Here is a 14,884-nt window from a genome sequence, read left to right as displayed (position 1 = left end):
ATTTTTCGAATCTTGAGGTGGCAACAATGTCGATGGCCGATCGTGATGGCGTGATCTGGTATGACGGTGAGATGGTGCAGTGGCGCGATGCGACCACACATGTACTGACTCACACCCTGCATTACGGTATGGGCGTGTTCGAAGGCGTGCGTGCTTACAACACGCCAGCCGGCACCGCTATCTTCCGCCTGCAGGCGCACACTGATCGCCTGTTCGATTCGGCGCACATCATGAATATGAAGATGCCGTTTTCGAAAGAAGAAATTAACGAGGCCACCCGCGCCGCCGTTCGCGAGAACAATCTGGAAAGCGCCTATATTCGCCCGATGGTTTTCTACGGATCCGAAGGCATGGGGCTGCGCGCCAGCGGCCTGAAGGTCCACGTGATCGTTGCCGCCTGGCACTGGGGCGCCTACATGGGCGACGAAGCGCTTGAGGTGGGCATCAAGGTGCGCACCAGCTCCTTTACCCGCCATCACGTCAACATCAGCATGACCCGCGCCAAATCCAACGGCGCCTACATCAACTCGATGCTGGCCCTGCAGGAAGCGATTTCTGGCGGCGCTGACGAAGCGCTGATGCTGGACCCGGAAGGCTATGTAGCCGAAGGCTCGGGCGAGAACATCTTCATTATCAAAGATGGCGTGATCTACACGCCAGAAGTGACCGCCTGCCTTAATGGCATCACGCGCGGCACCGTGTTGACCCTGGCTGACGAGTTGGGCATCAAGGTGGTGGAAAAGCGCATCACCCGTGATGAGGTTTACATCGCCGACGAAGCGTTCTTCACCGGCACCGCCGCTGAAGTCACGCCGATCCGCGAAGTGGACGGTCGCAACATTGGTATTGGTCGTCGTGGTCCGGTCACCGAGCGAGTACAGAAAGCCTACTTCGATCTGGTGTCCGGCAAGACCGAGGCGCACCCCGAGTGGCGTACGCTGGTCAAATAAGCGCAAGGGCTGCTGCCGCGAACACGGGCCGCTCGGGCAGCTCGCGCTTGCGGCATGAAGCCCTAAGCCTGAAGCTGCCTTTATGAATATTCTGATTGTGGGTCCTAGCTGGGTCGGCGACATGGTGATGGCGCAGACGCTGTTTGTCTGTCTGAAACAGCGTCATCCCGGTTGCCAGATCGACGTGCTCGCGCCGGAGTGGAGTCGCCCGATTCTCGAGCGTATGCCCGAGGTGAGTCAGGCGCTGAGCTTTCCGGTCGGGCACGGTGTGCTCGACATGGCGACCCGGCGCAACATCGCCCAGGGGCTGCGGGGAAAGTATGAACAGGCGATCCTGCTGCCCAACTCGCTGAAGTCCGCCTTGGTCCCGTTCTTTGCCGGTATTCCCAAGCGTACCGGCTGGCGGGGCGAGATGCGTTTCGGCCTGCTCAACGACATGCGCAAGCTGGACAAGCAACGCTATCCGCTGATGATCGAGCGCTTTATGGCGCTGGCTTACGAGCCTGGCGCCGAGCTGCCGAAACCCTACCCGAAGCCCGCTCTGCGTATCGTCGAAGAGACCCGCGACGCAGCGCTGACGCGTTTCGGACTTTCTCTTGATCGCCCGGTATTGGCGCTTTGCCCCGGAGCGGAGTTCGGTGAGTCCAAGCGTTGGCCGGCCGAGCATTTCGCCAAGGTTGCCGAGGTGAAAATTCGCGAAGGCTGGCAGGTCTGGCTGTTCGGCTCGAAAAACGACCACGCTGTCGGCGAGCAGATCCTGCAACAGTTGATCCCCGGGTTGCGTGAAGAGGCGCTGAACTTGGCTGGCGAAACCAGTCTGGCCGAGGCCATCGATCTGCTTTCCTGCGCCGAAGCGGTGGTCTCCAACGATTCGGGACTGATGCACGTCGCCGCCGCGCTCGGGCGGCCGCTGGTGTCGGTCTATGGTTCGACGTCACCGGCCTTCACCCCGCCATTGTCCGATCAGGTCGAAGTCGTGCGTCTGGGGCTCGATTGCAGTCCCTGTTTCGAACGCACCTGCCGTTTTGGCCATAACAACTGCATGCGTGAATTGACACCGCGCCCGGTCATCGAGGCGCTAGGGCGCCTGGTTCCACAGCCAGTCGAGGTGCGCTGAGTGAGGGTGTTGCTGGTCAAGACCTCTTCGCTGGGTGACGTGATCCATACGCTTCCGGCGTTGACCGACGCGCAGCGCGCCATCCCCGGTATTCAGTTTGATTGGGTGGTGGAGGAGGGTTTCGCTGAGATCCCTGCCTGGCATCCGGCGGTTGCGCAGGTAATTCCCGTGGCCATTCGCCGTTGGCGCAAGCATCCGCTGCAAACCCTTCGTTCCGGCGAGTGGCGGCGCTTCAAGGCGCGGCTGCGCGAGACCCGTTATGACCTGGTGATCGATGCGCAAGGACTGCTCAAAAGCGCCTGGTTAACACGTTACGTTAAGGCGCCGGTTGCAGGGTTTGATCGGGATTCAATACGCGAACCGCTGGCGTCGCGTTTCTATGATCGATGCTATGCCGTGCCCCGGGACCAGCATGCGCTCGAGCGGGTGCGTCAACTATTTGCCCAGGCGCTCGGCTACTCGATTCCTGATTTGATTGCCGACTATGGTCTGGACCGCAGTCAGCTGGCCACACCAGGCGAACAGCCCTATTTACTCTTCCTGCATGGCACCACCTGGCCGAGCAAGCATTGGCCGGAGGCTTACTGGCGCCAACTGGCCGAGCGTATGAGCGAGTTCGGCTGGGCGATCCGTCTGCCTTGGGGCAATGCAGAAGAAAAGGCCCGAGCCGAACGAATCGCCCAAGGCCTGCCGAGCGCTTCGGTATTGCCCAGGCTCAATCTGGGCGGTGTTGCCAAAGTGGTTGCCGGGGCACGTGCCTGTGTGGCGGTGGACACCGGGCTCGGTCACCTCGCCGCAGCGCTGGACGTTCCGAGCATTTCGCTTTATGGCCCCACGCTGCCTGGCCGAGTCGGCGCCTATGGCCGTTCCCAAGTACACTTGTGCGCGCCTGGGCCTAACGCCGGTAAAGGCGATCGGCACAAACCCTGCTTCGACGGGCTATCAGCCGAGCACGTCGCAAGCGAACTCAAGGCCCTGTTGCGGTCATCGGAGACACCCTGATGCAGCTGGCCTTCATCCTCTATAAGTACTTTCCCTTTGGCGGGCTGCAGCGCGATTTCATGCGCATCGCGCTCGAGTGTCAGCGCCGGGGCCATATGGTCCGGGTCTACGCAATGATCTGGGAAGGTGAGGTGCCCGAGGGTTTCGAGGTGCTGATTGCACCGGTCAAGGCGCTGTTCAACCACACCCGCAACGAGCGCTTCACCGCCTGGGTCCAAGCCGACCTGGCGAAGCGGCCAGTTGACCGGGTGATTGGCTTCAACAAGATGCCAGGGCTGGATGTGTATTACGCCGCCGACCCTTGTTTCGAAGATAAGGCCCAGACCCTGCGCAACCCGATCTATCGCCGTTGGGGCCGCTACAAGCATTTCGCTGAGTACGAGCGGGCTGTGTTCGCCCCGGAGGCGAAGACGCAAATCCTAATGATTTCCGAGGTGCAGCAGCCGCTGTTCATCAAGCACTACGCGACGCCGGCTGATCGTTTTCACCTGTTGCCGCCGGGCATTGCCCAGGATCGAAAGGCGCCGTCCAATGCAGCCAACATCCGGGCCGAGTTCCGACGGGAATTCAGACTTGAGAGCGATGTTCTTCTGCTCGTGCAGATCGGTTCCGGTTTCAAGACCAAGGGACTCGACCGCAGCCTCAAAGCCGTCGCTGCGCTGCCTCGAGAGCTGAAACGACGGACTCGCTTGTTCGTCATTGGGCAGGACGACCCCAAGTCCTTTCAGCTGCAGGCCCGGAATCTAGGCATTTCCGATCAAGTTGTCTTCCTTGAAGGCCGCAGTGACGTTCCGCGGTTCCTGCTGGGTGCCGATCTGCTGATCCATCCTGCCTACAACGAGAACACCGGTACCGTGCTGCTGGAAGCGCTGGTCGCCGGGCTGCCGGTGCTTGTGACCGATGTATGTGGCTATGCGCACTACATTGCCGATGCCGACTGCGGCCGTGTGGTGCCCAGTCCGTTCGACCAGGGTCATCTCGACCGGCTGCTGGCCGAGATACTGTCGAGCGAGGAACAGCGCATTCAGTGGTCGCAGAACGCCCTCGCGTTCGCCGAGCGCGCCGATCTTTACAGCATGCCCGAGCGGGCTGCCGATGTGATCCTCGCGGAGCGCCCATGAAACTGATCGTCACAGAGCCCTTCAAAACCCTCTGGGCCGGTCGCGATCCGTTCGAGGCAGTTGAGCAGCTGCAGGGGCAGGTTTACCGCGAACTCGAAGGTCGGCGCACCTTGCGCACCGAAATCGACGGCCGCGGTTACTTCGTCAAGATTCATCGCGGCATCGGTTGGGGCGAGATCGTCAAGAACCTCAGCACCGCCAAGCTGCCAGTCCTCGGCGCCGGGCAGGAGTGGTGGGCCATTCAACGGTTACACGAGGCCGGCGTACCGACCATGACTGCCGTCGCTTATGGCGAGCGCGGCAGCAATCCCGCCACTCAGCATTCGTTCATCATCACCGAAGAACTGGCACCGACGGTCAGCCTCGAGGACTTCGCCGCGAACTGGCGTGAACAGCCGCCGAAGCCTGCGCTCAAGCGCGCGCTGATTGCGGAAGTCGCTAGCATGGCTGGGAACATGCACCGTGCCGGAGTCAATCACCGCGACTTCTACATCTGCCATTTTCTGCTGCATACGGACAAGCCGGTGACGGCGCATGATTTTCGCCTGTCGCTGATCGACCTTCACCGCGCCCAGACCCGCGCCCAGACGCCACGCCGCTGGCGCAACAAGGATCTGGCCGGGTTGTACTTCTCGGCATTGGGCATCGGCCTAACGCGCCGTGACAAGCTGCGCTTTCTAAAGATTTATTTCCAACGGCCACTACGGGACGTCCTGCGTGACGAGGTTTCGTTGTTGACTTGGCTGCAGCGGAAGGCAGAAAAGCTTCAAGACCGCAAGTTGCGCTACGGGGATGCGCTGTGATGGCAGGCTGGACACTCGACCCGGCCTATGCCGATCTGAGCGATGACTTCGGCAGGCTAGAGAGCGTATTCGAGCTGGAAGGCGAGAGGCTGACCCAGGATTTGCTGTCGGAGGTCATCCGCATCGAGCGTAACGGTGTTCGCTATTACGTGAAGCGGTACTCTGGCGCAGGCAAAGGGTTGCGTCGATTTGTCGGCCGGCCTCGGGTCAAGGCCGAATGGCAGAATCTCATGCTCTTCCGGCGCTGGAGCATTCCGACCGCCCCGATTGTGGCGTACGGCCTGGAGCGCCGCGGTGGTGCTTTTTTGCGTGGAGCATTGATCACCCGTGAGCTTGAGCAGACCGAAGATCTTGCGTTGCTGGCCAACACCACCGATGCGCGCTTGCGGGATCGTCGTTGGGTCCAGGATGTCAGCCTACAGTTGGCGCGCTCGACGCGGGCGATGCACGACCGTGGCTTTGCGCATAACGATCTAAAGTGGCGGAATCTGCTGGTCGATCCTCAGCGCCGCCTTTACCTGATCGACTGCCCGACCGGCGCGTTCTGGCGTGGACCGTTCCTGCAGCGGCGTATCGTCAAGGACCTGGCCTGTCTGGACAAAGTTGCCAAGTACCAGCTCACGCGGACGCAGCGCTTGCGTTTCTATCTGCAATACAGCGGTCATCAGAAGTTGGATAACCGAGACAAGGCCAGGATCCGCGCCGTCTTGAAGTTCTTCGAGGGGCGGGAATGAACAGATTGAAGCTCGGAGAACTGGCCAAAGCCGGCCGTGAGCCTTCATTGCCGCTGGTTCTGGAAGTCCCCTCGGGCGAAATGCTGATCGAATCGTGGTTACGTGTCTTGCCCGGGCAGCGCTATGTCGGCCGCGCTGAATGGGAGGGGCGCCAGGTATTGGTCAAGGTGCTGGTCGGAGATAAGGCAGGTCGACATTATCAACGTGAGCGTGAAGGTGCCGCGCTCTTGGCTGGGCAGAGCCTGCCGACGTCTACTCTGCTAGACGAGGGTTGGGTTGAGCGAGAGGGGGGGTGGCTGACGTTCGGCTATCTCGAGGGTGCTCAGAGTCTCTGGAGCTTTTGGCGGGAAACTGAGCAAGATGCTCCGCTGTCATCGGCTCAGGAGCAGGTGCTTGCGGATGCGCTTGCGCTGATCGCAAATATGCATGCGCGCGGTATTTGGCAGGCCGATCTGCACCTCGACAATCTGCTGCGTGCAGGCGACCAGCTCTATGTGGTTGACGGCGGTGGCGTGAAAGCGGAAGTGACCGGAAGGCCGCTATCTCGGGAGCGCGTGCTGGAGAACCTTGGTGTTTTCTTCGCCCAGTTGCCGGCAGAGCTTGAGCCGTTCATCGAAGAGCTGCTGGTGCACTATCTACTCGCCAACAGCGAGCATGCGCTGCCGCTGGAGGCGTTGCTCAAGGATATCCGTAAGACTCGTGCCTGGCGTCTGAATGATTACCTGAAAAAGGTGGCGCGCGATTGCAGTCTCTTCAGTGCGCGTATCGGTGCGTTCGGTGCGCAGGTGGTGAGGCGCGATGAGGAATCGGGCCTGCAGGCGGTGCTTGCCGCCCCGGATGCGTTGATCGTCAAGGGCAAGCTCTTCAAGACCGGCGGTGCCGCTACCGTAGCGCAGGTTGACCTAGATGGGCGGCCGTTACTGATCAAGCGCTATAACATCAAGAATCCGCTGCATTGGCTCAAGCGCTTCTGGCGCCCAAGCCGGGCGTGGCATAGCTGGGTTGAGGGCAATCGGCTCGATTTCGTCGGTATCGCCACCCCTCGACTATTAGCCGTCATCGAGCGGCGCTGGTTGTGGCTACGTGGCCCCGCTTGGCTGATTACCGAATTGCTCCCCGGTGAAGATATAATCGCGCGTTTTCAGCCGTACGTGGATAGTTGCCCGCCTGAGCGGGAGCTATCCGCGCTGGACCGCTTGTTCGCGGCGCTGATTCGCGAGCGCATCAGTCATGGTGATCTCAAGGGGCACAACCTGTTCTGGGAGCAGGGCCGTTGGGCACTCATCGATCTCGATGCCGTTCAGCAACATGGCAGCGATACCAGCTTCGCCCGGGCCTATGCCAAGGACCGCGCACGTTTTCTGCGCAACTGGCCGGCCGACTGCGCCCTGCATCGACTGCTTGACCAACGTTTACCCGCGGTGCCCGGCACCAGCATCGAAGATTAAGAGGCAATACCCGTGGCATTGACGATTCTCGGCCTTTCCGGCGCCCTCAGTCATGATCCTTCCGCCGCCCTGTATATCGACGGCAAGCTGATCGCCGCCGTCGAAGAAGAGCGCTTCGTGCGCGACAAGCATGCCAAGAACCGCATGCCCTACGAGTCAGCCAAGTTCTGTCTGGAGCAGGCCGGCATCAAGCCGTGCGACGTCGATGTGGTGGCGATCCCGTTCGCACCGATCAGCATCTTCGAAAAGGCCCGCTGGCACTATGCCAAGCGTTACTGGTACGCACCGGATCGCGCGCTGGATGCCATTCTCATGGGCAACCGCCGCTACTACCGCTACAAGAAACGCATCGAATGGTGTCTCCAGCAGCTGGGCTTCGACCTGAAGAAGGTCAAGATCCAGCCGGTCGAGCATCACCTGGCTCATGCCTCCAGCGCTTACCACTGCTCCGGTTTTACCGAGAAGACCGCGATCCTCGGCATCGACGGCAAGGGTGAATACGCCACCACCTTCTTCGGCTGGGGCGAGAATGGCAAGATCCACAAGATCAAGGAATTCTACGACCCGGATTCCCTTGGCGGTCTCTACGGCGCGATCACTGAATATCTCGGTTTCGAGATGCTCGACGGCGAGTTCAAGGTGATGGGCATGGCGCCCTACGGCGATGCCGCCAAGTATGACTTCTCTCGCCTGGCCACGTTCGAGAATGGCGAGCTGACCATCAACACCGATTACGCCAACGTCATCGGCTTCCGTCGCTACAAGGAGAAGGGCAAGGGCTACTACTTCTCGCCCAAGCTGATCGAGTGGCTGGGCCCCAAGCGCGAAGGCGATATCGCCGACGATCCCTACATCCATTACGCGGCCGCCATGCAGGCGCTGTTCGAAAAGCTGGCGCTGCAGATGATGGACTATTACCTGGGCGACATCATTCGCGAGACCGGCAAGATCGCCTTCGCCGGCGGTTGCGCGCTCAACGTCAAACTCAACCAGAAGATCATCGCCCGCGACGACGTCAAAGAGCTGTTCGTCCAGCCTGCCTCCGGCGATGCCGGGACCGCGGTGGGTGCGGCTGCCTACGTCTCCCACCAGCGCGGTGTACCGGTGGAAAAGATGGAGCACGTCTATCTCGGCCCGTCTTATTCCAACGAAGATGTCATCGCGGCCTGTGCCCGGCACCCCAACCAGCCGGTGTTCAAGCAGATCACCAACACCCCTGAGCGCATTGCTAGGATCATGGCGGACGGAAACCCCGTGGCCTGGTTCCAAGGGCGCATGGAGTTCGGCCCGCGCGCCCTTGGCGGGCGTTCGATCATCGGCTGTCCGAGCGTGCCGGGCGTGGCCGATCGAATCAACGAGCAGATCAAGTTCCGCGAGCGCTGGAGACCCTTCTGCCCGTCCATGCTCGATACCGTTGCATCACAGATGCTCAAGGTCGATCACCCCAGCCCGTTCATGACGTTCACCTTCGAGGTCAACGAGGGCTGGAAGGAGCGCGTTGGCGAAGTGGTTCACGAGGATGGCACGTCCCGCGCCCAGGTGCTGGAGCGCCGGCACAATCCGCGCTGGTACGACCTGATGCTGGAGCTGGAAAAGCTGACCGGTAACGGCGTGTCGCTGAACACCTCGCTGAACCGCCGCGGCGAGCCGATGATCTGCTCGCCGGCCGATGCGTTGAACATGTTCTATGGCTCGGATCTGCAGTACCTGATCATGGAGGACATCCTCGTGGTCAAGGACGGGGTGGATTGGTATGAACACGCCTGACCTGCTGATTACCTTCGTCATACCCGCTTACAACTACGCGAAGACTCTCCCGCGCGCAGTCGAGTCCGTGGTCGATCAGCTAAATGAGCGTGGTGAGCTGTTAGTAATCGATGACGGCTCTACCGACGAAACTCCCTCGGTACTCGCCGAGTTGCAAGCCAGGCATCCCGAACGGTTTCGCGTAATTCGCAAACCTAACGGCGGGGCCTCTTCTGTTCGGAATCTTGGCATCTTAGAGGCGAAAGGTGTCTATTTGGTTTTTCTGGATGCCGATGACGAGTTAGCGCCGGATGCGGTGCTGTTGTTGAGCGAGCACCTTGCACGACATCCGCAAACACGCATGGTAATCGGCGGACATTGGGCGGTATGGCCCAATGGAAAGCGGCGCAAGCATTTGCCTACGGCGCTTCCTAGGAGCCGGTTGGAGCGATTGCGCAGGTACTTACTGGATAAGACCATCGGCCTTGCCAACGGGGCGTCCGCTATCCACCGCGATGTATTCCGGCTCGGGAACTACCCCGAAAACTTTCGTAATGCAGAGGACATTCCGGTCTTCAGTCAAGCACTTGCAAACTTCGATTGCACTATTCTTGCTGCGCCCATGGCGTTGATCTACAAGCACGATGACAGCATGAGGCACGACATCAAGCAGGATTGTGCGGTTGGGCTTGCCGTCGTCGAGGAAGTATTCGACAAGGGGCGAGTGCCTGCGGCGATGGTGTCGTTACGCAGAGCATTTAAGGCTCAGCGTTGCCTGTCGCTGTTTCGTGGACTGTTGAGCGCTGGCCGGTTCGCTGAGGCTCGAGCGATGTACCGGCAAGCCATTGGCGCTGATTGGAGGGCAGTATTAAAGATGTCCTATACCCGCAAGGCAGTGCGGCTTTGGCTGAGCGGAAAACGCTGAGCGTGGGGCGGTCTGTGAACGTGGCGTTGCGCCAGCTGCGCGATTTCGTGGTCAGCGCACCGATGCGTCGCGGGAAGGGGCAACTGGCGGCCTTGCGACTGCGCTTGCGGATGGCAGGTAAGAGTCTGCTGGCTTGTTTACTCTGCAATGGCCGAGCTGCCCCAGCAATTCGGTGCGATGTGCTGTTGATTCATCCCTCGCGTAAGTCATATGAACAAGGTCGAAAAGGCGCTTTTTTGGAGGCGCTGAGAGCAAGAGGTCTCCACGTCGAAGAGTTTGTCGAAGAGTCAGACAATGTGCTGATTCGCGCTCGGCAATTCGTCAGGCCCGCTGTGCCGGTCCCGTTCCTGCTTTACTGGCACGCTGCGCATGCTGCCTTCCTGCTGCAGCGCTATCGGGCCAAGGTGGTGTTAACCGAGCGAAACGGATGGATCATCCCAAGCTTCGTCAAGGCGCTGAGGGCAGAGGGTATGCAAGTATTGCATTTGGCGCACTCAGTGCCGTCTGGCCAGTCCAGTCGCTACGATTATTTTGATTACGACTACTATTTAATATTCGGTAAAAGCTCTTATGACTATCTTTCCTCGCTTGGTGAAGCTTATGGTCACTGCCGCGCCGTTTATGCGGGGCCGTATTATCTAACAGATCGGGAAAATTCCCCGCGAGGAAAAACTCGCATCGGACGAGCGCTTCGTTTGTTGTTTCTCGGCTCAGGCCCGGATTACGAACATACAGAGTCCTATCAAGAATGTTGCAAGTGGGTTATGAGGTGGCTCGAGCGGCACCAGGATGCTGAGCTATCTGTAAAATTGCATCCTCGTGGACATGGTTCCCCTTGGGTTGACTATGCGGTGGACTTCGAGCGTATCGTTTTTGTACCTGGCGGCGAGAAGCTCGAGAACTGTGCCGCGCAATTCGATCTGGTACTGTGCGGCTATACCAATGCTGTATTGGATGTGGCTCGTGCCGGTACGCCTTTTGTTCTGCTCGGACAGGGTGAAGACTTTTTTTCTGTGGAGCGGTGTGGCTTGCCGAGGTGCACGGATGAGTCTCAGTTGACGTTGTGTATCGAGTCAGTTCTGTCGGAACCAGAGAAGACAAGTGATCGCTTGTTAACGTTTCTCGACTATCACATTAGCCATGCAAATGAGCCTCTTACCTCGCTAGTAAATAGCGTAGAAACGATGATCGCAGCCTCTGAGTTAGCTGGGATTCGCCTCTCTGCACCCGTCCAAAAAGCTGATTAAGTATGGTTATGAAAATCTTATTTCTGGGATTGGCCAAGCATCAAACTCGCTATTTTAGCGCCCTTCTCAAGAACACTTCGTTGGATGGGATCGTCGTCACTCCAGGTGGGCTGCCGCTTCCATCCATTTCGCTACTGCAACAAGCGCTACGCCGTGTGGAGTGGGGGCGACTGGTTACAGAGAAGTGCGCGGAGCGAGCAATAAAGGGGCGCTATCATGGCGCGTTATACCGGGTATTGCTCAGGCTTGAGCTGCTGGTTATGGCGCTTCGTATTGGTCGGCTGCTGCGAAGTGAGAAGCCTGACGCGGTGGCTGTATGGAACGGTGGTCACCGTTATTGTGCGCTGCTCATGAGTATGTGCGGCGCCCACGTGCTGCGGCTTTATTTCGAAAACGGCTTGCTTCCCGATTCTACGACTCTAGATCCCAAGGGGGTGAACTATCGGAATTCCGTACCCCGAGATCCTGCGTTTTATCGGGATTACGCCAACCGATATTCTGACCGGCTTCAGCCTACGCATTCGGTCGCTCTAATCCCTAGAGAAACTAAGCGTCTAAGCCAGGCCGTTGATCTGCCCCGCAACTTTATTTTTATCCCATTTCAAGATGACTGGGACACGCAAATTCGATTGTTCTCGCCATGGGTGCAAAATATGCGCGAGCTTTTCTCCTTTGCTGAGCTGGTGGCGCAGCGCAGCGGGAGGGTGGTGGTTCTGAAGGAACATCCATCGAGTCGGGTAAAATATCCGGATCTCGCCAGGCGTGCCTCAGACGCGGTGCTTTTCGCCAACGGCAATTCAACTCAAGAGCTAATAGAAAAAGCCGATTGCGTTGTTACGATCAATTCTACAGTCGGCCTTGAAAGCATTCTTCTGGCGAAACCGGTGCTGGTTTTGGGGGAGGCTTTCTATGCGATCGAAGGAATTGCGGCTAGAGCGCGTAGTGCGCAAGAGGCCATCTCTTGGCTAAAAAAACTGCCAGCTTGGCCGCTGAGTGAGGAGTTGCGGAACGCGTTCATAAGCTATCTCCGAGAAGAATATTGCGTGCCTGGCCGCTGGCAAGACGGCGGGGCTGAGCACTATGCAGCGGTAGCTAGAAGAATTGAGGCCTTGGCAGCATGAGTTCATCGTGGTCGTTCCCTGCGTATTTGAGAGTATTGCTCGCAATCGGGCTATATCTTCAGCTGGCTGGAATTTGCTTTATCGCTGATGGCAGTCGTTACGCCACCATCACCAACCTAACGTTATTTTTGCCCGCGTTGGCTGCCCTTGTTTTATTTCGGCATTGTTTACCTCAGTTCAATAGGGCTGCCTTTGGCCTTTTAATGGCATTGTGTATGTGGGTAGCCATTGTTGCATTGTTTAACGAGGGAAGCATTGGCGAGCCTTGGCGGTGGTTGCGATTGATCCTATACGTCGGTTTATATGTAGTCGCCATCGCATTTGTGATGCAGAACAAGAATCTTTGGCGAGGCTTGCTTGTTGCAGTTGTTTGTACGGCTGCCGTATTTGCATGGCTCAGCTTGTTTCAGGCGATTTTTATAGATCAACGAGGTTTGGGCTTTAGAGATTTTAGACTGGACTCTTGGAGTGGCTATGATATGGCTGACTTCGATAACCCAATCGTAGCGGCTCTATATTTCGGAGTCATTGCAATAGTGGCAATCTCTCTGTCAGTGCGGGAGAAAGGTGCGATCAGTCTGGTGTCCCAGATTGCATTCTTGGGGACTTTTTTATATTGCTATTTCACATACTCCCGAGGTGTCTGGGTTGCTCTCTTGGCCGCAATTATGGTGTATCTGGCGGTCTCGCTAGATGTCCGCAGATTCCGCTTGGTACTCTGGGGGTTCGCTCTTTTTTCTATCGTTGGGTTACTACTTCTGGGCAGGGTAGGTGGGATAGATGCAAGCTATCGGGATGAGATATTTTGGGTCTGGTGGTCGAAAGTCGATACATTTTGGCTGTGGGGCGCGGGTGCGGGTGCTGACCCTAATATCTGTATCGAGGAAGTTCGCCGCTGCTTCAATCAGGCGCACAGCCTATATCTGCAGTTCTTTTATGAGTACGGCATTTTTGGTGTTCTGCTTCTGCTTGCCTTGATTGGCGGAAGCATGAGAAATGGGTGGCGCCATCGTGGAGAGTATGAGTTTGCTCCGCTTGGTCTCAGTCTGATGGCCTTCGTATTAGTGGCTTCGGTAGCAAACTTCTACGTCATTTTTCTTAGGCCAAGCGTTTTTTGGATTATATTCTGGCTGCCGGTTGCCATTCTTGTTTATGAGAAGGCAGAGTGGCGCCGCTCTGAGAGTTTGTAGGATGTCCATGCTGGCTGAAATGAAAAGCTATTGGCTTGCCGAAATATTAGGCGGAAGTGAGGAAGAGTTCTCTTGGTATAGGCTTAGGAAAAAATGCAAGCGAAGCAACCGCTCAGCATATCTCTTCTGGTATCGCCTTGCCTATGTACTGCACTTTCGAGGGAACTCATTCTGGCGGCGGCGTGCCAAGTTTCTAAACGAGCGTATTAGTCGTCGATATAACGTGGAAATCATGATGGGGGCGGTAGTTGGAGAAGGCTTATGGATTGCGCATCCGTCAGGAATAGTAGTGAGCGCTTATGCTGTCATAGGTAAAAACTTTAAGATATGGCAGAATTGCACTATTGGAATAAAGGGCGAGGACGGCGACAAAAAGATATGCATCGGTGATGATGTTAGACTTTGCGCGCACTCTTGCATTATTGGGGATCGTGTCGAGATCGCCAGCGGGGTTACTATTGGGGCGATGAGTTTTGTTAACAAAAGCTTGAACTCGCCGGGTGTCTATGTGAGCAAGAAAAGCTCTCAGTTTGTCGTTGCGGTTGTTTGATATTTTTTTGCCTAGTTTTGTTACGCTCTAATGGCTTTAAAGGCGTAGCATAAATTTAAGGGGCTGATTAAATTAGCCTGAGATTATCATTCCCGTGAGTGGTGTCCTTCTTCTGGATTTTCTTGCAATTTTTTCCCTCTTGGATGTCATATAAGATCGCCAGAAGCGATCGTCGCACCGAATATTGTGCGAGCTGATGGCATGTCTCACTAACTCGTCAAAATATTCTTCTGCCACATAATCGCAGACTGACCGTCTATACAGGATGCCGAATTGCATTCCCAGGGTTTCTTGGAAATATCGCGTAGGCGCTAGCACGCAGTTCTCTAAATCGACGATGCGAATGTCATCAAGATTCTGCGGATTGATCATGAAGTTTGCTGCCCAAGGATCAAGATGGATGAAGTTGCTCTTATGAAGCTGTAGTAACAGTGCTAGGGCCCGGCTGATTAGTTCTTTTGGGTCGTTTCCTTCGCTTGCGAGCCAGTCTTCGCCGTCGATGTGTGAGTTAAGTTGCTCGGTAAGTAGGAAGAATTCCGTTATCCATCCAAGCTTGTGGCGAATGTAACCGAAGCCTAGTATTGATGCGGAAGGGATGTTGAGCTTACTTGCATCTATCGTGTTGAGTAGCTCTTCCAATGGCCAGTCGTAGCCAGCGCCATTCCTCTTGGCGCGTTGAATGCCTAACGTCAGGCGTACCTTCGATTTCCAGCTATTAATGGCTGAGCTTTTGAAGAATAGCGCGTTGGAATCAGTTGATAATGTGGTCTTGATTCGTTGGTTGGGGTTGCTACGTTTGCTTATTGTTTCATGGATATCTTGAGCTAGCGCCTGAGAGTGTCTGAATGAAGTGTGAAGTGTTAATCGTTCGACGCTGCAGGTAAAGGGAAACTCTTTCGCTGAAGCGCTAAGCTTTCTGATCATGGACAC

Annotated in this window: 14 protein-coding genes; 13 read left to right on the top strand and 1 reads right to left on the bottom strand. The window is 57.0% G+C overall.

Annotation, left to right across the window (positions count from 1 at the left end):
* The first annotated feature begins 26 nt into the window (after positions 1–26).
* The 13 genes from ilvE to ACQKEK_RS07330 all read left to right on the top strand — a co-directional run bounded on the left by ilvE (position 27) and on the right by ACQKEK_RS07330 (position 13,954).
* Positions 27–950 carry a branched-chain-amino-acid transaminase gene (ilvE, locus tag ACQKEK_RS07390; protein ID WP_128121672.1) on the top strand — a complete coding sequence of 308 codons (924 nt, stop codon included), beginning with the start codon at positions 27–29 and terminating at the stop codon, positions 948–950.
* Positions 951–1,032: 82 nt separating this feature from the next.
* Complete coding sequence (waaF, locus tag ACQKEK_RS07385; RefSeq protein ID WP_128121673.1) at positions 1,033–2,067, top strand: lipopolysaccharide heptosyltransferase II; 1,035 nt, start codon at positions 1,033–1,035, stop codon at positions 2,065–2,067.
* On the top strand, positions 2,068–3,069 hold the full coding sequence (gene waaC / locus ACQKEK_RS07380; RefSeq protein WP_128121674.1) for a lipopolysaccharide heptosyltransferase I: 1,002 nt from the start codon (positions 2,068–2,070) through the stop codon (positions 3,067–3,069).
* Positions 3,069–4,190: a glycosyltransferase family 4 protein gene (locus ACQKEK_RS07375; RefSeq protein ID WP_499141830.1), complete on the top strand. Its 1,122-nt coding sequence runs from the start codon at positions 3,069–3,071 to the stop codon at positions 4,188–4,190. Before waaC ends, ACQKEK_RS07375 begins: the two co-directional genes overlap by 1 nt.
* Positions 4,187–4,993, top strand: a complete 807-nt coding sequence (rfaP, locus tag ACQKEK_RS07370; protein ID WP_499141829.1) for a lipopolysaccharide core heptose(I) kinase RfaP — start codon at positions 4,187–4,189, stop codon at positions 4,991–4,993. The genes ACQKEK_RS07375 and rfaP overlap by 4 nt, the downstream gene beginning before the upstream one ends.
* Positions 4,993–5,727, top strand: coding sequence for a lipopolysaccharide kinase InaA family protein (locus tag ACQKEK_RS07365; protein WP_128121677.1), 735 nt, complete (start codon positions 4,993–4,995; stop codon positions 5,725–5,727). Before rfaP ends, ACQKEK_RS07365 begins: the two co-directional genes overlap by 1 nt.
* Positions 5,728–5,732: 5 nt before the next feature.
* Positions 5,733–7,175, top strand: coding sequence for a lipopolysaccharide kinase InaA family protein (locus ACQKEK_RS07360; RefSeq protein ID WP_499142230.1), 1,443 nt, complete (start codon positions 5,733–5,735; stop codon positions 7,173–7,175).
* Positions 7,176–7,187: 12 nt separating this feature from the next.
* Positions 7,188–8,942, top strand: a complete 1,755-nt coding sequence (locus ACQKEK_RS07355) for a carbamoyltransferase family protein (protein WP_499141828.1) — start codon at positions 7,188–7,190, stop codon at positions 8,940–8,942.
* Positions 8,929–9,846 (top strand): glycosyltransferase family 2 protein, encoded by a 918-nt coding sequence (locus tag ACQKEK_RS07350; RefSeq protein ID WP_499141827.1) that lies wholly within the window; start codon positions 8,929–8,931, stop codon positions 9,844–9,846. The genes ACQKEK_RS07355 and ACQKEK_RS07350 overlap by 14 nt, the downstream gene beginning before the upstream one ends.
* Positions 9,847–9,860: 14 nt before the next feature.
* The gene (locus ACQKEK_RS07345; protein WP_499141825.1) at positions 9,861–11,093 is read left to right on the top strand and encodes a hypothetical protein; all 1,233 of its coding nucleotides are present in this window, start codon (positions 9,861–9,863) and stop codon (positions 11,091–11,093) included.
* Between the two features lie 2 nt (positions 11,094–11,095).
* Positions 11,096–12,214 carry a capsular polysaccharide export protein, LipB/KpsS family gene (locus ACQKEK_RS07340; RefSeq protein ID WP_499141824.1) on the top strand — a complete coding sequence of 373 codons (1,119 nt, stop codon included), beginning with the start codon at positions 11,096–11,098 and terminating at the stop codon, positions 12,212–12,214.
* Positions 12,211–13,404 carry an O-antigen ligase family protein gene (locus ACQKEK_RS07335; RefSeq protein WP_499141823.1) on the top strand — a complete coding sequence of 398 codons (1,194 nt, stop codon included), beginning with the start codon at positions 12,211–12,213 and terminating at the stop codon, positions 13,402–13,404. Before ACQKEK_RS07340 ends, ACQKEK_RS07335 begins: the two co-directional genes overlap by 4 nt.
* A gap of 7 nt (positions 13,405–13,411) precedes the next feature.
* Positions 13,412–13,954: a serine acetyltransferase gene (locus ACQKEK_RS07330; protein WP_499141822.1), complete on the top strand. Its 543-nt coding sequence runs from the start codon at positions 13,412–13,414 to the stop codon at positions 13,952–13,954.
* Between the two features lie 72 nt (positions 13,955–14,026).
* Here the strand turns inward: ACQKEK_RS07330 and ACQKEK_RS07325 are convergent, their stop codons facing one another.
* Positions 14,027–14,878 carry a lipopolysaccharide kinase InaA family protein gene (locus ACQKEK_RS07325; RefSeq protein ID WP_499141821.1) on the bottom strand — a complete coding sequence of 284 codons (852 nt, stop codon included), beginning with the start codon at positions 14,876–14,878 and terminating at the stop codon, positions 14,027–14,029.
* Between the last annotated feature and the right edge of the window lie 6 nt (positions 14,879–14,884).

The organism is Pseudomonas sp. NPDC077408 (assembly GCF_050269105.1).
Lineage (GTDB): Bacteria > Pseudomonadota > Gammaproteobacteria > Pseudomonadales > Pseudomonadaceae > Stutzerimonas.
This window is presented reverse-complemented; position numbering and strand designations above follow the sequence as displayed.